Annotated in this window: 16 protein-coding genes; 6 read left to right on the top strand and 10 right to left on the bottom strand. The window is 69.4% G+C overall.

The genetic code is table 11. The annotated features are described in order from the left end of the window. Nucleotides 1-164: 164 nt before the first annotated feature. Complete coding sequence (locus tag AB0903_RS04130; RefSeq protein ID WP_366698765.1) at nt 165-623, bottom strand: CBS domain-containing protein; 459 nt, start codon at nt 621-623, stop codon at nt 165-167. A 75-nt stretch (nt 624-698) separates the two neighbouring features. Continuing rightward, entirely contained in the window at nt 699-923 is a 225-nt protein-coding gene (locus AB0903_RS04125; protein WP_366698763.1) for a hypothetical protein, read from the bottom strand. Between the two features lie 396 nt (nt 924-1,319). On the opposite strand from AB0903_RS04125, the gene AB0903_RS04120 reads away from it, so the two are divergent. Then, nucleotides 1,320-1,772: a protein kilB gene (locus tag AB0903_RS04120; protein WP_366698761.1), complete on the top strand. Its 453-nt coding sequence runs from the start codon at nt 1,320-1,322 to the stop codon at nt 1,770-1,772. A gap of 747 nt (nt 1,773-2,519) precedes the next feature. Further along, entirely contained in the window at nt 2,520-4,709 is a 2,190-nt protein-coding gene (katG, locus tag AB0903_RS04115; protein ID WP_366698759.1) for a catalase/peroxidase HPI, read from the top strand. A 389-nt stretch (nt 4,710-5,098) separates the two neighbouring features. On the opposite strand, the gene AB0903_RS04110 is transcribed toward katG, so the two are convergent. Further along, nucleotides 5,099-6,661, bottom strand: coding sequence for a pectate lyase (locus AB0903_RS04110; RefSeq protein ID WP_366698757.1), 1,563 nt, complete (start codon nt 6,659-6,661; stop codon nt 5,099-5,101). Between the two features lie 950 nt (nt 6,662-7,611). Next, entirely contained in the window at nt 7,612-8,553 is a 942-nt protein-coding gene (locus AB0903_RS04105) for a Ku protein (RefSeq protein ID WP_366698755.1), read from the bottom strand. Between the two features lie 300 nt (nt 8,554-8,853). On the opposite strand from AB0903_RS04105, the gene AB0903_RS04100 reads away from it, so the two are divergent. The 4 genes from AB0903_RS04100 to AB0903_RS04085 are packed head-to-tail and all read left to right on the top strand — an operon-like array spanning nt 8,854 to nt 13,567. After that, a complete protein-coding gene (locus AB0903_RS04100; RefSeq protein ID WP_366698840.1) occupies nt 8,854-9,582 on the top strand; it encodes a TnsA-like heteromeric transposase endonuclease subunit in 729 nt (242 codons plus the stop codon). Continuing rightward, nucleotides 9,575-11,653 carry a Mu transposase C-terminal domain-containing protein gene (locus AB0903_RS04095; protein ID WP_366698753.1) on the top strand — a complete coding sequence of 693 codons (2,079 nt, stop codon included), beginning with the start codon at nt 9,575-9,577 and terminating at the stop codon, nt 11,651-11,653. The genes AB0903_RS04100 and AB0903_RS04095 overlap by 8 nt, the downstream gene beginning before the upstream one ends. Continuing rightward, nucleotides 11,647-12,717, top strand: a complete 1,071-nt coding sequence (locus AB0903_RS04090) for an ATP-binding protein (protein WP_366698751.1) — start codon at nt 11,647-11,649, stop codon at nt 12,715-12,717. The genes AB0903_RS04095 and AB0903_RS04090 overlap by 7 nt, the downstream gene beginning before the upstream one ends. Next, nucleotides 12,701-13,567 (top strand): hypothetical protein, encoded by an 867-nt coding sequence (locus AB0903_RS04085; protein WP_366698749.1) that lies wholly within the window; start codon nt 12,701-12,703, stop codon nt 13,565-13,567. The genes AB0903_RS04090 and AB0903_RS04085 overlap by 17 nt, the downstream gene beginning before the upstream one ends. Here the strand turns inward: AB0903_RS04085 and AB0903_RS04080 are convergent, their stop codons facing one another. From AB0903_RS04080 to AB0903_RS04055, 6 genes are all read right to left on the bottom strand, one after another. After that, a complete protein-coding gene (locus AB0903_RS04080) occupies nt 13,568-14,098 on the bottom strand; it encodes a hypothetical protein (RefSeq protein WP_366698747.1) in 531 nt (176 codons plus the stop codon). 443 nt (nt 14,099-14,541) lie between these two features. Continuing rightward, nucleotides 14,542-14,745: a hypothetical protein gene (locus AB0903_RS04075; protein WP_366698745.1), complete on the bottom strand. Its 204-nt coding sequence runs from the start codon at nt 14,743-14,745 to the stop codon at nt 14,542-14,544. Between the two features lie 741 nt (nt 14,746-15,486). Next, nucleotides 15,487-15,978, bottom strand: coding sequence for a general stress protein (locus AB0903_RS04070; RefSeq protein ID WP_366698743.1), 492 nt, complete (start codon nt 15,976-15,978; stop codon nt 15,487-15,489). A 136-nt stretch (nt 15,979-16,114) separates the two neighbouring features. Continuing rightward, the gene (locus AB0903_RS04065) at nt 16,115-16,378 is read right to left on the bottom strand and encodes a hypothetical protein (RefSeq protein WP_366698741.1); all 264 of its coding nucleotides are present in this window, start codon (nt 16,376-16,378) and stop codon (nt 16,115-16,117) included. Between the two features lie 193 nt (nt 16,379-16,571). Then, nucleotides 16,572-17,453 (bottom strand): DMT family transporter, encoded by an 882-nt coding sequence (locus AB0903_RS04060; protein WP_366698739.1) that lies wholly within the window; start codon nt 17,451-17,453, stop codon nt 16,572-16,574. 3 nt (nt 17,454-17,456) lie between these two features. Then, nucleotides 17,457-18,770 carry a glycosyltransferase gene (locus AB0903_RS04055; RefSeq protein ID WP_366698737.1) on the bottom strand — a complete coding sequence of 438 codons (1,314 nt, stop codon included), beginning with the start codon at nt 18,768-18,770 and terminating at the stop codon, nt 17,457-17,459. Nucleotides 18,771-19,043 lie beyond the last annotated feature (273 nt).

Genomic DNA, 19,043 nt, shown 5'->3' with positions numbered 1-19,043 from the left:
ACGCGCCACCCGGGGGAAGGGCCCGGTCGCCCGCCGGGGGATCACGCGCTCGACCAGGCCACCGATTTCCGCCCGAGGCCACCGTGGCGCCCCGCGCCCCGACCGTACCGACCCCGTCGTGAACATCCTCCCCGTCTCTCGCGCGACGTGACCGCCGGCCCCGTTCACGTCCCTCCGATGAAATGCGCCATGAGCCGGGCAGCGGTGACCGTGCCGAGCAGACGCACACCGTCGGCGTCGCGCTCGATGACCGCGACCAGAGGACTGCGGGTCCGGGCCATGAGGGCGGCAACCTCCATCGGACGGGCGTCGGGCCCGACGACCGGCGGCGGGAACGCACTCCGAGGCGCCCATTCCGCCGCGGTGAGCCCTGCCAGCCGTTCGGCCACATCCGAGTCGTTTCGCTCGTCGACGACGGCCGCGAGCCTCGGGGCGTCGATGACGTAGTGGGGCATGAGCTGCCGCAGGAGCTGAGAGCCGGGCACGATGGCGTAGGGGTGCCCATCGGCGTCAAGGACGAGCAGGGCCGGCAGCGAGCGCTCGGCCAGCATCCTGGCCGCGTCCATCGCGCTGTCGTCGGTGACCACGTACGGATACGCCTCGGCAAGGTCCCGCGCACGCACAACCGTCCTCCTTCGCGTCGTCCCGCGAGGGGAAGCGGTGTCGGACCCTCGCGGTGCAGCTCGGCACAGGGTGAGTCAGGCGGCGGTCCACCGGTGGGCACGGCCGCCGCGCCACTCCACCCACGCCGGGTCGTCGATCACCGTCTCCGCGTCGTCGAGCCCGGCCGCTTCGAGGAAGACGACCAGGTCGTGATCGGAGAAGGCGGTCCCCAGGATCTCGTCCCGGTCGCGCAGGTGCACCGTCACCCGCCGGCCGCCCGAGGGGGACGGCCGGTGCACGACGATCGGCGCACCACCCACACAGCAAGCCTGCCGTCTCCGGGGCACGGCAGCCACTCACGGAGCCTCGATCACACGGCTCAGCGCGATCCGGGTGCCGGCGCCGGGAGTCGGTGATCTCTGTGGAGATCCGGTTGACATCCAGGGAGCACGCATGCACGCACCTCTGGAGGCCCCCTGACCAGGTCAGCGCCCGGGCTCCCCGCCGCCCCGCCGCCCCGCCGCTCGCGAGCCCGGCGGTGGGTGCGGGCGGGCAACCGAACGTCTCTCCAAGGCGTCCCCCATCGCGACACCAGGAGTCGGCCGTGGTCGCGCCTGACAGGAGGCATGCACGCCGAGCTGCTCGCCCGGCAAGAAGGAGGGACTGCCGGTCGGCTCCCATCCGACTCATCACCGCTTTCCCAGGAGGACTTGTCGATGTGGCCCAGCATCATCGCCGTGGTCGGCACACTGCTCGGGGGCGCGCTCACAGGGCTGCTGCAGATCAAGAGCACGCGAATCGCTCAGTCTGCTGCCCGCGCCGACCAGAAGGCAGAAGCGCTGCGCAGGGCGCTGGGCGAATTGGTGGCCGCCCTCGGGGACCATCGCCGGGCCATGTGGCATCGCGAAGCCCTGCGCCTGGATGGTGCCGGCGACGAAGCCGTCGAGGCTGCCCGTAAGGCTTCCCACGCCACGCGGTCGGCTGTGACCGGCCCACTCGTCGCGGTCTCTGTTCTGGAAAGCTCCCTTGCCGAGCCGGCTCGGCAGGCTGCCCTGGCGGCGTTCAATCTGCGCAACGCCACCAGCCGCGACGTGCTCGCCTCCCGTCGGGAGGCCGCCATCGCAGCGACTGACGCACTGGTCGCCGCGGCGGGCCGAGCCATGACCTGACTCCCGCACGGCCGGACTGCCGAACGGCGCCCGGCTCGCCACCTCGCCGCATCATGCTCACGAGCCGCGTTCCGTCAGCCCGTACAGTCCCTCGGCAGTCCGGCGCGGGGGCGCCTTCTGGCGTGCCCGAGGCGGATTCAGCCCCGGATCGCCGGCATCAGCAGTTCATGGGTTGCACCTCACCGTCGGCAGCCACGACGAGCCCGCGGACGCCCTGTCCGATCGGACGCCGCCGATCGGTGGTGATCAGGCAACTGGCGGCCTGGCAGAGGGCGGTGCCGGCGGCGACATGTACGCGCCGGTGACACCCGTGCCCCTCGCGGCATGGTCCACCTCGGACCACAGCGGGGCAGGGCGCATTTTCCGCTTTTCATCTCAGCGTATTGCTCCAGATGATCAGAATGCAGCGGCCCTTTTGGTACGCCCCGCGGGCGGAAGCTTCTTCAAGCAATGAACCGGGCCCCAAACAGCTACGGACTTGCGTGTTCTCTCAGCGATGCGGTCTGCGGTGCGCGACCATACGAATGCCGGCTCAGGCTCAGTCATGGGCGCCATCGGCGTCGTGTGTGAGGAAAGGTTCTCGCCGGTCGTCGGCCCGCGCCGACCGCACAGGAGGGCAGGCGTTGCCGAGCCGGCGGGCTCCATGGCGCGCCAAGGGCGCGGTAGCCGTGCTCGCCCGCACATCAACCGACGTCAAGAGCATGCAGTCAGCAGAAGCAAGCAACCGAGACAGGAAGAAGGACGGACGTGTCCGGCAGCGAAAGCGAGAACCCGGTAATCCCCTCCCCGACTCCCACGCCGACTCGGCCGAGGACGAACAGGGACTGGTGGCCGAATCAGTTGGACCTGCAGGTTCTCCACCAGCACTCGCCCCGGTCCAATCCGATGGACGAGGGTTTCACCTACGCGGAAGAGTTCGCGTCCCTGGATGTCGAGGCGCTGAAGCGGGACGTCTTCGAGGTGATGACGACGTCTCACGAATGGTGGCCCGCCGACTACGGTCATTACGGTCCGCTCTTCATCCGGATGAGCTGGCACGCCGCGGGAACATACCGAATTGCCGACGGCCGGGGCGGTGGCGGATCCGGCGCTCAGCGCTTTGCTCCCCTCAACAGCTGGCCGGACAACGCGAGTCTCGACAAGGCGCGCCGTCTGCTGTGGCCGGTCAAGCAGAAGTACGGCCGGAAGATCTCCTGGGCCGACCTTCTGGTCTTCGCCGGGAACTGCGCCATGGAATCGATGGGATTCAAGACGTTCGGATTCGGCTTCGGGCGGGAGGACATCTGGGAGCCGGAGGAAATCTTCTGGGGACCGGAAGACGCATGGCTCGGCGATGAGCGCTACAGCGGCGGCAGGGAACTCGCCGCTCCTTTCGGTGCGGTGCAGATGGGGCTGATCTACGTCAATCCGGAGGGACCCAACGGCAATCCGGATCCGATGGCTGCCGCCGCGGACATCCGTGAGACGTTCGCACGGATGGCGATGAACGACGAGGAGACGGTTGCGCTCATCGTCGGCGGCCACACGTTCGGCAAGTGCCATGGTGCCGTCGACGCCGCGTACATCGGTCCGGAACCCGAGGCCGCCCCCCTCGAGCAGCAGGGGCTCGGCTGGAGGAACACGTACGGCAGCGGCAAGGGGGCCGACGCGCTCACCAGTGGGCTCGAGGGCGCGTGGACGTCCGAGCCGACGAGGTGGGACAACGGGTACCTGGACAACCTGTACAGGTACGACTGGGAGCTGACGACGAGCCCCGCCGGTGCGCAGCAGTGGACCCCCACGGATCCGTCGGCCCGGGAGACGGTCCCGGATGCCCACGATCCGTCGAAGAGGCACGCTCCCATGATGCTGACGACGGATCTCGCGCTGAAGCTCGATCCGGTCTACGGACCGATCACGAAGCGCTTCCACGAGAACCCGGACAGTCTCGCGGAAGCGTTCGCCAAGGCGTGGTACAAGCTGTTGCACCGCGACATGGGACCCCTCTCGCGTTACCTCGGCCCCTGGATTCCCGAGCCGCAACTGTGGCAGGACCCGGTTCCCGGAGTCGACCACGAGTTGGTCGCCGACGAGGAGATCACGGCCCTCAAGGACAGGATCCTCGCCTCCGGCCTGTCCGTCTCCCAGTTGGTCACCACGGCCTGGGCGTCGGCGGCAACGTTCCGCGGCACCGACAAGCGCGGCGGGGCCAACGGCGCACGCATTCGACTCGCGCCGCAGCGGGGCTGGGAGGTGAACAACCTGCCCGAGGTGACCGAGGTACTGCAGACGCTCGAGCAGATCCGCGAGGACTTCAACCGCTCGCAGGCCGGCGGAAAGAGGGTTTCGCTCGCCGACCTGATCGTCCTGGGCGGATGCGCAGCCGTCGAACGGGCCGCGGGAAACGCCGGGCACGACGTCGCGGTCCCGTTCGCGCCGGGGCGCACGGACGCTTCGCAGGAGCAGACCGACGTGGAGTCGTTCGGCGTGCTCGAACCCAAGGCGGACGGGTTCCGCAACTACCTGCGGGCAGGAGAGAAGTTGTCGCCGGAGACTCTTCTGCTGGACCGCGCCAATCTGCTGACCCTGACCGCTCCCGAGATGACGGTGCTGATCGGCGGCATGCGGGCCCTGGGCACCGGCTTCCAGGGGTCCCCGCACGGCGTCCTCACCTCCCGGCCGGAGACGTTGACCAACGACTTCTTCACCAACCTGCTCGACATGGGCATCGAGTGGAAGGCGTCATCCTCGACCGAGAACGTGTTCGAAGGCCGGGATCGCGCCACGGGCGACCTCAAGTGGACCGCCACCGCCGTCGACCTCGTCTTCGGTTCGAACTCCCAGCTACGCGCCGTCTCGGAGGTGTACGCGTGCCAGGACGCGGGTGGGAAGTTCGTGCGTGACTTCGTGGCGGCGTGGGACAAGGTGATGAACCTCGATCGTTTCGACCTCGGCTGAGCAGATGCGCGACGCCCGACGTCCGATGTCCCGGTCGGCCACTCGCAGGGCGACCGGGACGGCGAGGGGACGAACGGCGAGGTCAGGCGCACGGGATGGCGGGGGTCAGGCGCTCGACGAAACCGGCCGGGCCCGTGCGGCCCGTGCGTCGGCACCAATGGAGCGGGGCGGCCGAGGGCGGTGCTCCTGGTTGATACTGCACGCGCCCGTCACTCCGGGCCGGCGGCCCCCAAGAAGGGGCGATGTCCGGTCCCCCGCGTCACCACGGCGGGCCGGACGTCGCCCTCCTCCCCCGGGGCCGCCGGCCCGTGGGCAGCAATCCGTTTCGAGCCCGAACGTTCACCACGAGCACGGGGCGAGCATCGCCCTCTTTCATGGGGGTGAGGTGGTCAATCGGCGTAGGTCTCGAACTCCGCGATCCGCGGCGTACCCGTCGAGCCGGTGATCTCGAAGGTGATCTTCCGCAGTGAGGTCCGGGGGAAAGTGATGAGGCCCGCACCGCTGCCGGAGGTCAGTACGGCACCGGTGTCGTGGTCGATGACCTTCCAGGACCTGATGCTGCCCACGGAGCCCGACGCCTCCCGGACGTTGACCGTGGAAACGGCGGTGGCGGAGCCCCACTTGATCGAGACGGAGCCGGTGGAGCCGGCGGGCGACCAGTAGGTGCTCATGTCTGCGTCGCGGACGTTGCCGTAGCTCGTCCCGTCGGCCTTGCTGCTGCCGTCGGAGCCGGCCCCGATGCTCAGGTTGGTCCCGTCGGGCTGTGTCGGAGCGGGGCCTGGGGTCGTGGGGTCCGGCGCGGGGGTCGTCGGGGTGGGGGCGGGCGTGGTCGGTGCAGGCGTCTGCGGCGAGCAGTTGCCGTCCGACACCCGCAGCCCCTTGTCGGCGCCCGCCGTCTGGCCGACAACGCCCGGCACGCAGCCGGCCGCGTCGAGGCTGTAGGAGTACGGGATACCGACGGTGGTGTTGGACTTCGGGTCGGGGCCGGCGGGGTTGTTGTCGCTGCCGGGGCTGGACCAGGTCACGTTGTCGTAGATGTTGCCGCCGACCTGCCAGTAGCCGGCCGCGTCGGTGTAGAAGGTGCCGAGGACGTCCTTGGAATCCTCGAAGTAGTTGTTGTCCACCTTGGCGCGGGCGCCGGCGCGGGAGTTGATGCCGGATTCGTTGAGGCTCTTGTAGTGGTTGTTGTACATGTGGGCGACGCCGCCGCGCAGCAGGGGCGCTCGGGAGTCGATGTTCTCGTACAGGTTGTGGTGGTACGTGACGAAGCCGTTCGAGAGGTCACTCTCGCTGGATCCGACGAGGCCACCGCGGCCGGAGTTGCGCAGAACGCTGTAGGACAGGGTCACGTACCGAGTGTCGTTCTTCATGTCGAAGAGGCCGTCGTAGCCTTCCGACTCGCCGCCCGACGCCTCCAGCGTGGTGTGGTCGACCCAGACGTTGCGGACGCCACTCTCCATGCCGATGGCATCGCCGCCGTTGGACGTGGGCGAGCCCGACTTCTTTACGTTCCGGACGGTCACGTTCTGGATGATGATGTTGCGGGCCTCGCGGATGTGGATACCCACCTGGTCGAAGACGGCTCCGCCGCCGACGCCGACGATCGTGACGTTGCTGATCTGCTTGAGCTCGATCACGCCGTCGGCGGTGTTGCAACTGTCACCCGACACCTTGCCGGTGTTGCCGTGGTTGATGACACCCTCGACCTGGATGGTGATCGGGGTGCCGCTGTCGGCCCGGTTGCACAGGGCCGCGTGGATCGCGGTTCCCGTGGTGGCACGTACCGTCTGGCCGCCCGCACCGCCGGTGGTCCCGCCGTTCTGGGTGGCGTAGCCGGTGGCGCCGCCGGTCGCTGCCGATGCCTCGGGCATCGCCAGAGCCACGCAGGCCGCGACCGCGAGGGCCCCCGTGGCCAGTGCCGCGGAGAGTCGTAGTGCGACTGGATGTTTCATTCTCGCCTCGCCTTTCGTCTTGGATGCCGGGTTGTCTGCCGCGTGCCGTGGTCGTTCCGGGGCCGGGCGGTGCGAGAAGGACCGATTCGGAGATGGTTCTACATACGGACCACTGTTCCTGTACGCGAACATAGAAGAAGCCACGCCGCCCCTGACGGTCAGTCAATCCACTAACCGGTTCAACCGTACCTTCGGACAGACCTGCTGATCGTGGGACCCAGAGTGGCGCCGAGGCGTGGACCTGTCAATGATTCGCACAAGCGCTTTCTAACAGTGCTTCAAGCTCGTTGTTCTGCTACCTGAACGATCGCTTTGCCGTGAGGCCCGGAAGGGCCGCCCCTCGGAGCTGCCGGTCAGGCAGCTCGGGTCACTACTCGCCTCAGGTCACTACCTGGGCAGCCGGACCGGCACGTCCGCTCTCTCCCGTCCCGGCCGCCGCGAGACCCGACCCGTCCGGCGTCCGTCTGCACACTCGGATCGACATGTGCCGTGAACCATGCCGCATGGAGCCGGTTTGCCGATCGATCAGCTGAGCGTTCAGCGGCAGCCGGTGCCACCTTCCTCCTCGGCGGCGCGGTGACGACGGTTCCGGCGATGGCCGCCGTCCGCAGTGGGTGAACAGCCGGGTCCTCTGCATGCACCTCGGCGCCGGCTTCCTCGACGCCGCCGCCCCGGGAAACGCCCTGCCGCCCATCTTGCGATCCCCGAGCGCCACCCAGGTGCCCGGACCTCCTTTGCGGGGTGGGCCGGGCACTCGCATCTCCCCTGCGGCGCCGCGACGCCGCCCGCGCCGAATTCGTCCGACGATCCGCATCCGCCGGCGGGCTTGACCGTCGCTGACAGCGACCCGGGCGACAGGTCGCCCGGGTCAGGCGGAACCGTCCGTTCGCCGGCCGCGCCGGCCCCGGCCGGCAACAGCCTCCGGTCGCGGGTGCCGGGCCCGCCCCCTGCTAGGAGGCGCGCGGATCCCGGCGAGCGGTCGCCTTCTTGTCAGCGGCCTTCTTGGCGGCAGTCGTCTTGGCCGTGGTCTTGGCCGTGGTCTTCTTCGCGGGTGCCTTCTTGGCGGACTTCTTCGGCTTCGGCATCCCGTGCACCGTGGCGCGCTCGTCCTCGCCGCGGGCCTCACGGGCCTGCGCGACGGAGGCGTTGAGCGCGGCCATGAGGTCGACGACCCGGCCGCCCGGCTCCGCCTCCTCCGCGGCAACCGGCGGCTGCTTGCCTTCGGCCTTTGCGGCGATCACTTCCTGGAGCGCCTCGCGGTAGTGGTCCGTGTAGTGGGAGATGTCCGCCTCTCCCATCGCGTCCATGAGCGCCAGTGCCCCGTCGACCTCCGAATCGTCGATCTCCACGGCCGGCGGCGCCAGCGAGGCGGGCGAGCGGACCTCGTCCGGCCAGTGCATCGAATGCAGAACCAGGGCGTTTCCCTTGACCCGCAGCAGTCCGAGGCGCTCGCGGCCTCGGAGCGCGAACTTCGCCACGGCGACCTTCGACGACCGCTGCAGCGCCTGCCGCAGCAGCTTGTAGGGCTTGGCGGCGACCTCGCCGCCGCCCTCCAGGTAGTACGAGTCCCCGATCCGCACCGGGTCGATCGACTCCGCCGGCACGAACGCCACGATCTCGATCACCTTCGCCGTGGGCAGCGGCAATCCCTCCAGGTCCTCGTCCGTGACCGGCACCAGTGTGTCGCTGGAGACCTCGTACCCGCGGGTGATCTCGTCGTCGGAGAGTTGCTTCCCGTCCAGCTCGCAGACCTTGCGGTAACGCACCCGGCCCATGTCCTCAAGATGGACCTGCCGGAAGGAGATGTTGTGGTTCTCCGTTGCAGGCACGACCTTGACCGGGATCGTGACCAGGCCGAAGGAAATGGCGCCGCTCCAGATGGGACGGGGCATGTGGAACCTCCGTGACTGCCCAGAGTGTGGTTTTCAGGGTCCCGCATCTCGTGGCACGGTCTCATCCGTGATGGCACATCGGTGGCACCTATGCCGCCATTGTGAGGCCGCCCGGTTGTCCTGTCGCACTGAGGCTGTCGGATTCTCAGTGCTTCTCGTTTGCGCTGTCGGATTCTCACCGCGCCGTGTGGTGAGCGACGATGTTTGCCCCGTACGTGGGGTTTGATCTCATTTCTCTGGTCCGGTTCCCGCTGTACCTGTCACGGTCGCTGCGGCAGGTACGCGGAGGCGGGGGTGGCGATGGATCTGGGTCTGGTCGATGTCGAGTGGGCTGAGGGTGAGGGCGGCGGGCTGCGGAAGTCCGTGCTGGAGGCGGTGTCCCGGGTTCCGTTCGAGTCGGTGCTCCCGGTGCGGCGGTTCACGTCGTACCGCGGGCAGCGGCACTTCACGGGCTGGTACTGGGCGGCGACGACGGAGTCGCTGGTGGGGTTCGAGTCGTGGCTGGAGCGGGACCGGGCCATACTCCTCGATCACGACCGGAGGGTGGTGGGGCTGTCCTCGCAGCCTTTCCGGGTGACATGGCCCGGGGCGACGCGCCGGATCTCGCATACGCCGGACTACTTCGCACGCCTGGAGGACGGCTCCGGCCTGGTCGTCGATGTCCGGCCGGCGGACCGGGTCGGCCCAGAGGACGCGGTGAAGTTCTCGGCGACTGAAGCGATGTGCCGAGAGATGGGCTGCTGGTCCTACACGCTGGTGCACGAACCCGATCCGGTGGAGATGGCGAACGTCCGCTGGCTGTCTGGCTATCGCCATCCGCGCAACCGGATCGGCGACGTTGCGAAACGGCTTTTGGACGCCTTCGACGAGCCGCGGCTGCTCATGGACGGCGCCGCGGCAGTGGGCGATCCCCTGTCCGTCCTGCCGACGCTTTACCACCTGCTGTGGTGCGGTGACCTGCGCCTTGACCAGGCGGTGCTGCTGGGAGACGGGTCTTGGGTCGGTTGCGAGGCGGTGGGTCATGGCTGAGCTGGCACCGCGTGGGGTTCTGCGGGTCGGGGACCGGATCCGGTTCGAGGGCCGGAACCAGCAGGTCATCGGGCTGGAGGGAACGGCCTTGCGACTGCTCAGCGACGAGGGCGACCCTAGTGTCATGGCCGCCGGCTACGTGATGGCGGCCGCTGACTTTGAGGTGCTGAACCGGGGGCCGGAGGCGGTCCCGGAAAGCGTCCTGCCGCCGTTCGCGCTGGTCGACGCGTTGCCGCCAGCGGCCGCCGAGCAGGTCCGGTTCTGGGAACAGCACGTGGTGGAAGTGCTCACCGGGCTGCCCCCGGACGCTCCGGAGGGCACGGCCCCTCGGCCTGAGTACGACCCGGCCTGGCGGAACCTGATGGAGCGAGAGGCTGCGAAGGTTGCCGAGCTGGCGGCTGGCGGGCAGCAGATCAGCAGGCGGACCTTTCTGCGGATGCGGCAGCGCTACGAGGCCGAGGGGTTGTGGGGACTGGTCGACGGCCGGTCCCGGAAACCGCCGGCCCCGATTCCCGGAACCGGAAGGACGGACGAGCGTGTCGTCGAGGCGGTCACCGAGGCACTGGCCGGGCAGACGGACCTTTCTACGGGCGACCGCAAGCGGCTCATGTTTCAGGCCGAGCAGATTCTCGCCGCGAAGTACGGCGAGGAAGCGGTGAAGCTCCTGCCGACGAGGGCGACCTTCTACCGGTTGGTGAACAGCCTCGCCAAGAACAACGAGTTCTTCGGGTCGGCGACGGTCCGCCGCCAGCGGGCTCTTCGGCCCGTGGGGCCGTTCACCCCGTCCATGGCCGCCCGCCCCGGGGAGATCGTGCAGATCGATTCCACGCGGCTGGACGTGATGGTGGTGTTGGACGACGGGGTCGTGGCTCGCCCGGAACTGACGATCGCGGTCGATGTCACGACGCGCACGATCTGCGCGGCCCTGCTCAGGCCCGCGGGCACGAAGGGCGTCGATGCCGCGGTGCTGCTGGCGAGGATGCTGGTTCCCGAGCCGATGCGGCCGGGCTGGGACCAGGCCCTGGCGATGGCGGGCTCGATCCTGCCGCACCAGCGGCTCATGGCGGTGGACGCGCGGTTGGAGAACGCCGCAGCCAGGCCGATCATCGTCCCGGACACCATCGTGATCGACCACGGCAAGGTGTTCGTCTCCGACACGTTCTCCTCCGCCTGCTCGCTGCTGGGGATCTCCCTGCAGCCTGCCCGGCCCAGGACCCCGACGGACAAGGCGATCGTGGAGAGGACGTTCGCGTCGATCAACTCGCTGTTCTGTCAGTACGTCGCGGGCTACACCGACTCCGATGTCACCCGTCGCGGCAGCGATCCGGCCTCCGAGGCGGTCTGGACCCTCGCCCAGCTCCAGGACCTTCTGGACGAGTGGATCATCTGCTGGCAGCAGCGTCCGCACGAGGGCCTGCGCAACCCCTATATGGCGGGGCGAACGCTGTCACCGAACGAGTCGTACGCCATCGCCGTCGCCCGCGCCGGATACTTGCCCGTCGCTCTGTCGGCGGAGGACTACATCGAACTGCTGCCCGCAGTCTGGAGGGCCGTCAACGACTACGGCATCAAGGTCAACTACCGCACCTACGACAGCCCCGAGCTCAACCGGCTACGGAGGCAGCCGTCCGGGGTGACGGGCAAGCAGAATTTGTGGGAGGTCCACTACGACCCCTACGACGTCTCCCGCGTCTGGGTACGGCGAAGCGACAGCCGACGCTGGATCGAAGTCCCGTGGACCCATCTGCCCATGGTCCGGACCCCGTTCGCCGACTTCACCTGGCGCCACACACGCCAGCTTCTCGCCGACCAGGGCCGCGACGACACCAGCGAAAACGCCATCGCCCAGGTCCTGGCCAAGCTGCTGCGCAGGTCGGCGAAGCCGCCGGCCGGATCGGAGCAGGTCATGGCCCGCACCCGGGCCGCCCTTGAGGCCCCCGCACGGCCCGCACTGCCGCCCGCCGAATCCGCCGATGCGGACGGCAGCGAGAGCGGAGGGCTGGAGGAGGTTCCGGTCACCCCGTTCGGCGTCTTCAATCCGCTGGAAGAGGAAGGACGTCCTCTGTGGTGACTCCGCCCGACGCCCATGATGACGAGCACAACCCGCTGACCACTAAGGACGGCTGGAGGCAGTTCGTCGACGACGCCCCGGACTGCCCGCCGATGCTCTCGCCCCGGGCCTTCAAGGCGCTGACCGAGGAGAAGAGACTCGCCTACAACGAGCCCCGGCTGGACTACCACTCCCGGCTCGTGATCGTGGCCACCCCCACCGTCCGCAACGTGTTCACCACCGGACGGCGTCTGGTTTTGCTCAACCGGCACCAGATCTCGGGCCGCCGCGGGCTGATCGTCACCGGCCAGGCGGGGACCGGCAAGACGACTGCCATCGCCCAGCTCGGACGCAACCATGAACTCCTGGTCCGCAGGCGGCTCGGCCCGGCCGCCGCGGGACGGCTGCCGGTCGTCTACGTCACCGTCCCGCCCCGGGCCACCCCGAAGATGCTCGCCATCGAGTTCGCCCGGTTCCTGGGCCTCCCGGTCGTCCGGCAAGAGACCCAGACCTCCATCACCAACGCCGTCTGCGACCTGTTGATCAAAATGCGCGTCGAGCTCGCGCTCGTCGACGAGATCCACAACCTCAACCTCGCCACCCAGGCCGGAGCCGAAGCCTCGGACCAGCTCAAGTACCTGTCCGAGCGGATCCCCGCCACCTTCGTACTCGCCGGCATCGACGTCGCCGCGAGCGGCCTGTTCAGCGGGGTCCGGGGACAGCAGATCGCCGGCCGATACACCGTCACCGACACCGAACCGTTCGCCTACGGCACCACTGCGCAGCGGCAGAACTGGCGGAACCTGATCGCCTCGCTCGAAGAAGCCCTACGACTCCACCGGCACAAGCCCGGCAGCCTGGTCAAACTCGATGGCTACCTCCACGAACGCACCGACGGCGCGATCGGTAGCCTCTCCCAGCTCGTCCGCGGTGCCGCCCTTGAGGCCATCATCAACGGCAGCGAGGCCATCACCCGCAAGACGCTGGAGACCATCGAGGTCGACCAGACCGCCGAGGACGCTCACCAGGAACACCGCCGCAAGCGGCGGCCACGCCGCCGGAGGCCGGATGCCGACGCAGCCTGACCAACTCCGCCAGCTGCCCATCCCCCTCGGTCCCTTCCATAACGAGACCCCCGGGTCCTATCTCCACCGCCTGGCCGTCGCCAACAACCGTCCCGCGGGCTTCCTTGCCCGCCTCCTGGGCCCGCTGCCGCCGGAGTTCTCCCCGCTCAGCAACACCACCACAGGCTGGAATCCCCACTCACCCGACCGTCTGGCCACACTCTCCGGGCGCCCGACGCCTCAACTCGCCAGGGCCCTGCCCGCGCTCGCCGACTTCCTCAGCCCGCACGGCCCCGGGCCGCGAACGGAACAGCTGCCCGGCCGCCCCTGCCACTGCTGCACAGCCCGCCGCAGCCCCACCGCTTCCCTGGCCATCACCCTCACGCCCGCCCATGTCCATCTCTGCCCTCGGCATCAGCTGTGGACCCGTTCCACCCACGACGTCCCGCTCACTCGCTTGCCGGAAGTCGTTCAGGCCCAGCGTCGGCTCGACCGGCTCGCCCGCCGGCACCGGCAGATGAGAGCAGCCCTCGACTTGGCACGGCGAATCGTCGAGGACTGGTCCCACTCCGGAATGCCGATCGATCTCGGGAAAGAGTGGACCGATCGCCTTGACCGAGTCGAAGCACAGTCCGCCAGCAAGAAGATCTCGGCCGAGGAGCGCATCCACCTCGCGGCATTCCCCGAGATCGTCGTGCTGACTCACCTGATCCTGGACCCGCCGACGACCACCCTCGATCCCAAAGAGCTCTACCTGGCGACGACGACCGAACTGAGCCAGCGATTCGCCCGGATCTACACCACCCTTGGTGCCCAGGACCCGCTCTACCAACGATTCTGCCGACCTCACGCAGCCGGGGCACCCGACTGATCAACCAGCGGGCTCTCGATGAACTCGCTGCCATGCCGCCTCGAAGTCATCACGGTCGATCTCCATGGCCAAATACTGCGGATCATGAAGATCGAACGGCGGGTTGAACGGCCAGTCGTCGACGTTCGTCTTGACCGCACCACCGTCGGGGCCGATCTCGACCTGGCGCAACCGCCGTCCGTCCGGCCCGAGCTCCATCAAGAAGACCTCGCCCTCCTCGAACTCCGGCCAGCGCAAGTAGACACGGTCCCGTCCCACCAGGACGGCGAATCCGGGCTGACCGCGCTGGGCATCCCTCTGCGCGCGGAAGCTGGACAGTGGATTCGGATCCGGAGCGTCAAGGTGGACCTCCTCCAAGTCCCACGTCTCGGCACGTCCCACGGCGTCCGGGTTCGTGATCACCTCAACTTCGGCGCAGGCACTGACGATCTCCTCGGCAGAGCCCGCCCACACCCACCACCACAGACCTCCCATGCCATAGTCATGAAGGACCAGATAGCGCGTCTTCTCGACCTCATCCAGTTGGCTCACAGCCCATGAGCCTACGTTGCGCCACGACCAGGCCAGAGGTTCCTCCTGGCGGTCCTGTGAGGACTCGGCTCGCATCGCCTGGATTCCGCAGAAGCCAGATTCACTGAGAATCCCGAGCCGCGCGTTTTCACTCGACGTGGCAGCCCCGCAGCTCGACACAAGATCCACAGACAAGCTCAATGCGATAGGACACCGGTCAAAGCCTCCACCTTTTCGAGCGATGGCGCTTCCAGTAGACCCTTCGTAGCTCTTCGAGGTTCTTCGAGGTTCTTCGATGGATACGGCGCCGACATTTTGGCTGTACAGGCGAACGCCTGCGGGCGGTGAAGGCGCCAGATGGACGATGCGGTGGTGACCGTGAGTTCTCGTCGTCGAAGCGGTGACCGCGTCGACGACTGGGCTGAGCCCGCGACGACCGCCAGTCACGCGCCCGAGACAAATCCTCACGCACGCCCGGCCGCCGGTCCGACACCGGTGAGTGGCCGGAGTACGTGCTGCTGTACGCCGCAGAGGTGGATCAGCACGTCCTGCAGGCCGCCCGCCGCCACGTACGTCGACACACACGTGGGCTGTTGCAGCGTCATGACGCGGCTGCCGTCCGGCAGGCCGGTGATCATCCGGTAGGTCGCCCCGTGCCTCTGCGCCATCGGAACCCTCCTGCGCCACAGGATCCGCCTCGCCCGTCATCGCTGCATGCGACGGCGCGTTCGCGGGGCGATTGCCGGGACGACCTGTGGATCGGCGCTCGCCCCATAGGGGGAAGGGCGTCGTCTCCACGGTCCTGCGTCGACGTTCGGCTGCTTCCCCCTGGGCGGCCTGAGCCATCCCTGGAAGAGCGCGGCGCGCCCGCGCGGCCGGTGCCCTATGGGGTCGCCGTTCCTCGGCAGCCGGGCAGGGGCGGTCCGCCGGTTCTGTCCGTGTCATGGCGACGCCTTGTGGAGAGGGGAAGGTCGAGCATGTCGAGGAGGCGAGCCAGGTCGGCGTCGCCGTTGGCGTGTCTCGCGACGGTCCGGGCGGCGCGGCGCTCCGTCCCCGGTGCGGGCCTTTCGTCCATGCCGGTGATCCGATCACGCCGGGGCCGCGTGCGCATCCCCTCGGAGCGACTGGCCGAGGTGGTGGCCTGCGTACGCCGCGCCGCGTGATCCGCCACGGCGGGCGGCGTACGACGAGGCGAGCCCGTCCGCTGTGCCCGTGCGGCGCACGGCACTTGTCCTTCCGGCCCGGCGGACCGCCCGGCGGCCCGTCCACGTGGCCCCTCGCCCCCCAGTGGGCGGTGGCCGCATCGTCCCGGGCCACAGCCGCGTACGGCTGCCCGTCCCGGCGGCGCGCACCGCCGGGACGGGAAGCCGTACGGAGCGTCCTTGGCAGGGCCGACGGCGGCTCCGCCGTTACGGGGTCCCGCCCGTTCCCTCACGCTGGAGGATGACCCGCGCTTGTTCGGTGTGACCGCCCCGCGCGACGAGGTCGTAGCGTGACGCGGCCAGCGCGCGGGTGGAGGAGAAGTCCCTGCGTCCGCCGGTGGCCGCATGTCCGGCCCAGCCCAGAACGGCGCCCCAGAGGGCACCGAAGAGCACCCCTCCGAGAATGAGGCCGAGCCAGACCGCGCCCTCCGCGAAGAGCCCCACCAGCAGGCCGATCAACAGCCCGAACCAGGCTCCGCCGGCGGCGCCGGCCGCGGCTGCGCGGCTGGTGGTCAGTCTGCCGGTCACATGCTCGACCAGTCGCAGGTCCGACCCGATGATGTCGAGATGCTCCACCGGAAACTTTTCGTCGGACAGCCGGTCCACTGCCGCCTGGGCTTCCTCGTACGAGGCGTAACTTGCCACCTTGTTCCAGGCGATGGTGGCCGCGTCGGGCGTTTCCGGTTCGATTTCGGACATTCGACTCTCCTTCGAGACGAGGGGCACCGGGCCCTGCCCTGCTCCGCAAACCGCGAATCCGGCCCTTTGCTGCAGCCGTGTCCCGGTTCCACGAAGCCATCGGGCTCAGGCCCGTCTCATGACCCCGCTGTGCGGTTTACGCGTCGGCGCCCTGGCCCGGTGGGGTCGTCTCACCGGTGATACGCCGCCGGCCACCGACCTCGGTCTTCCGGCGCTTCTCCTGCTCCGTCTTCGGAACGCGGAGGGTCGGGAGCATCCGTACCCCGCCGACCGCGGACGGCGCCGCCGCCTGCTCCGGAAACCGTCCCATCCGGCTCCACATGTCCTCGAACTCGCCGCACGGGTCCCACCCGCGGCGCCGCTCCGCAGCATCGCCTTCACGTCGTACCGGCAGTTCCATGACCTTCTCTCTCCTCCTACGGTTCGTACGATCCGGTCGCGTGTCCAAGCGCCGGGTAACCGGCCGCAGGAGCACTAAACGACCGGCCGAGCGCGATGATCGGCGGGCGGGATGCCCCGGAAGACTGTGCGGACTGCCGGGGAAGCCTCATCCGGGCAAGGACGCGCGCCGGTCGGCGGGTTCGGCGGTGCCGTCAGCTGCGGGGTGGAGGGGCGGGCTCCGGAAACTCCAGTCGTTTGAGCAGCGGGGACGTGTCCAGCAGGACGATGCCGCAGACCAGGAGGGCCACACCGAGAGCGGACAGAGATGTGGGCAGCCATCCGGTGCGCAGCGTCTCGCCGAAGACGGCGACACCGACGGTGACCGCGACCAGGGGTTCCGTCGCGTCGATGACCGGCATGCTCGCGGCCAGGGGGCCGGCCTGGAAGGCGCTCTGGATCAGGAGCAGCCCCGCGACGCTCGCGCCGACGAGCAGGTACGTCTGCCATGCGGAGAAGACGGAGAGAACGTCGTGCGCCAGGGTGTCGACGGTCGCGTCGAGCAGTACGGACTGGGCACCCATGACGAGTCCCCCCGCAAGGCCGAGCAGTGAGGCCCTCGCCGGTCCGGTGACGCGGGTGCAGACGGCCAGCGTCAGGGCCACGAGTGCGCCGACCGATGCCAGAGTGATCAGCCAGGAGGAGAGAGGGACCACCGGGTCGCCACCGTGAGGGCGCGCGGAGGCGAGGGCGGTGGACAGGCCGGCCGTCACCGCGAGCGTGCCGGTCCATTCCCGCGCTCCCAGCGCTCTGCGGCGCAGCCGCGCGGATAGAGGGATGGCGAACAGAAGCTCACTGATGATCAGCGGCTGGACGAGGCTGAGAGGGCCGAAGGCGAGGGCGAGGGCCTGGAAGCCATAGGCGGCGACGGCCAGGGCGATTCCCGCCCGCCACATGCGCCGACGCGCCAGCGCCCGCAGGAGCCGGAAGGACAGGGCGTCGTGGTCGGGCAGGCGCACGGCGGCACGTTGCTGGAGCACACCGGCGACCGCGAAGCAGGCACCGGCGGCGAGTGCGGCAAGGACGGCGACGAGCACGGGTCACCCGCCGGAGGCGGAGGCCGCGACGCCGCGCCACACCGGCAGGAGGTCCTCCATGAGCACCCGGCCCCATCCGCGGTGCCGGGTCAGGACGGTGGCTGTCGCGTTCCGGCCCATCGCGGCGCGCGCGGCCGGGTCGTCGATCAGGGTCTCGAGGGCCGTGGCCCACTCCACCGGTGTGTCGCCGTCGACGAGGACCCCGTCCTGCGACGGCCGTGCGAGCCAGTGGTTGGTGTTGGTGCCGCGAGGCAGGACCACCGGGGTCCCGCAGGCCATGGCTTCGCCGACGACGTTGCCGATCGTCTCCGATCGGGACGGGAAGGCGAAGATGTCGCACCCGGCGAACAGGCGCGCCAGCTCCTGTTGGGGCACGACACCCACGAGCGTCACGTCGGGACCCAGGAGCCGGGAGACGCGCACGGTTTCAGGCCCCGTTCCGGCGATGACGAGGTGCACCGGGCGGCCCTCGGCGCGGAGCCGCCGCAGCGCCTCGGCAAGGAGCAGCACGCGCTTGGAGGCGTCGACCCGGCCGGCGAAGAGCACGAGCGTGCGGTCCACGGGGACACCATAGGAGGCCAGCGCTGCCCGGGCCGCCGGGTCGGGACGGAAACGGTCCAGGTCCACCCCTCTGCCCAGTCGGCTGACCCGGTCGGCCCCGACCAGGGCGGACATTTCGGGTACCTGCGAGGGCGTGGCGACCAAGATCCTGTCGCAGGCGGTCAGGATGCGGTCGCGGCGGCGGTTCACGAGACTCTCGCACAGCGCCGCGGGATCCAGGGAGCGCAGTGCGGGGAGGCGCCCAAGACGCCGGTTCACCGATTCCCGGACGAGGGCATAGGTCAGTGCCGGAACGTCGGTGTGGACGGAGGCGACGAGTCCGGGGTGCGTCACTCCGGGGTGCGTTGCTCCGGCGTGTCGCCGCGTGCGGCGTCGGAGGCGGGCGGCGGTGGCACCGAAGGCGAGCACATGGGTCATGTGCCACACGTCGTGGTGCGGCAGCAGCCGGGCCAGCCCCGGATGGTGGGGTGCGACGTCGGACACGTCGACACCGCCCTTCCGGCTCATCAGGGCCGTGCTGGCCACGGGATGCAGCGCGACGAAGCGCCCTCTGGGGGACAGTGCTTCGACGTGGTGCCGGCGACCGAGGACGTACACCGTCAGATCGATCCCCAGTTCGGCGGGGTCGGCCGCGGCCGCGGCCTCGGCGAAACGCTCCCAGCACTTGACCTGCCCTCCGGAAGCAGGGGTCCGGACCAGTTCCATGAGCACCGCCACGGACAGCGGCCTTCCGGATCGGCTTCCCTGCGGTGACACAGCTGCCTCCTCCCTGGGCCGGACTCGCGTTGTCCTGGATCAGCCGGATCTTCCTTCGGTTCAAGGCGGCGCCGGGGCATACGGGCCGGAGGGTATTCGTCGTCGGCCCCGGCTGCGGCCCCTGCGGAGGACCTGTCCGGTTGCAGCCGCTCGTCAGGAGATCGTCAGGGCATCCGACGCCGGGACGGCGCAGACACGCCGACGCACGGTGCCCTCGACCGCCATGGACCGGGAGTCGTCCCAGGCGGGCAGATCACCCCCTTCGCGCAGGTG

The organism is Streptomyces sp. NPDC048389, from assembly GCF_040706335.1.
Lineage (GTDB): Bacteria > Actinomycetota > Actinomycetes > Streptomycetales > Streptomycetaceae > Streptomyces.
Note: the sequence above shows the minus strand (reverse complement) of the source record. Positions and strands in the feature narration are given on the sequence as shown.

Excerpts from the sequence above, each read along its gene's own strand:
- AB0903_RS04120 (WP_366698761.1), top strand. The coding sequence starts at position 1,320 with ATGTGGCCCAGCATCATCGCCGTGGTCGGCACACTGCTCGGGGGCGCG.
- AB0903_RS04110 (WP_366698757.1), bottom strand. The coding sequence starts at position 6,661 with ATGAAACATCCAGTCGCACTACGACTCTCCGCGGCACTGGCCACGGGG.
- AB0903_RS04105 (WP_366698755.1), bottom strand. The coding sequence starts at position 8,553 with ATGCCCCGTCCCATCTGGAGCGGCGCCATTTCCTTCGGCCTGGTCACG.
- AB0903_RS04100 (WP_366698840.1), top strand. The coding sequence starts at position 8,854 with ATGGATCTGGGTCTGGTCGATGTCGAGTGGGCTGAGGGTGAGGGCGGC.
- AB0903_RS04095 (WP_366698753.1), top strand. The coding sequence starts at position 9,575 with ATGGCTGAGCTGGCACCGCGTGGGGTTCTGCGGGTCGGGGACCGGATC.
- AB0903_RS04085 (WP_366698749.1), top strand. The coding sequence starts at position 12,701 with ATGCCGACGCAGCCTGACCAACTCCGCCAGCTGCCCATCCCCCTCGGT.
- AB0903_RS04075 (WP_366698745.1), bottom strand. The coding sequence starts at position 14,745 with ATGGCGCAGAGGCACGGGGCGACCTACCGGATGATCACCGGCCTGCCG.
- AB0903_RS04070 (WP_366698743.1), bottom strand. The coding sequence starts at position 15,978 with ATGTCCGAAATCGAACCGGAAACGCCCGACGCGGCCACCATCGCCTGG.
- AB0903_RS04065 (WP_366698741.1), bottom strand. The coding sequence starts at position 16,378 with ATGGAACTGCCGGTACGACGTGAAGGCGATGCTGCGGAGCGGCGCCGC.